The following is a 580-nucleotide window of genomic DNA, read 5'->3' on the forward strand; positions in this document are numbered from 1 at the left end:
TTCAGCCGACGGCGAGTTCGGCGGCGGTCTTGCCGATCTGGCTCTCGTCCACGGCCTTCATGATGCCGTGCTCCATGAGCAGGTCTTCCAGCTCGTCCATGGTGATCGGGGTCGGGATGATGCCGTTGCCCGAGTTGCCATGCACCTTGGTGGCGAGGTTGCGGTAGTGCTGGGCCTGCGCGGAATCGGGCGCATACTCGATCACCGTCATGCGGCGCAGCTCGGCGTGCTGCACGATGTTGTCGCGCGGCACGAAGTAGATCAGCTGCGTGCCGAGCTTCTTCGCCAGAGACTCCGCCAGCTCGTACTCCTTGTCGGTCTGGCGCTCGTTGCACACCAGGCCGCCCAGGCGCACGCCGCCGGAGTTCGCATACTTCAGGATGCCCTTGGAGATGTTGTTGGCCGCATACATGGCCATCATCTCGCCGGACATGACGATGTAGATTTCCTGCGCCTTGTTCTCGCGGATCGGCATCGCGAAGCCGCCGCACACCACGTCGCCCAGCACGTCGTAGGACACGTAGTCGATGTCCTCGTAGGCGCCGTTCTCCTCAAGGAAGTTGATCGAGGTGATCACGCC

1 pseudogene is annotated in these 580 nt (G+C 62.9%); it reads right to left on the bottom strand.

Annotated elements, in window-relative coordinates:
• Position 1: 1 nt before the first annotated feature.
• Positions 2–580 (bottom strand): annotated as a pseudogene (gene nifH, locus V5F74_RS25990) (nitrogenase reductase); the annotation flags it as partial.

This window comes from Xanthobacter aminoxidans, assembly GCF_043193615.1.
GTDB classification, from domain to species: Bacteria; Pseudomonadota; Alphaproteobacteria; order Rhizobiales; family Xanthobacteraceae; genus Xanthobacter; species Xanthobacter aminoxidans.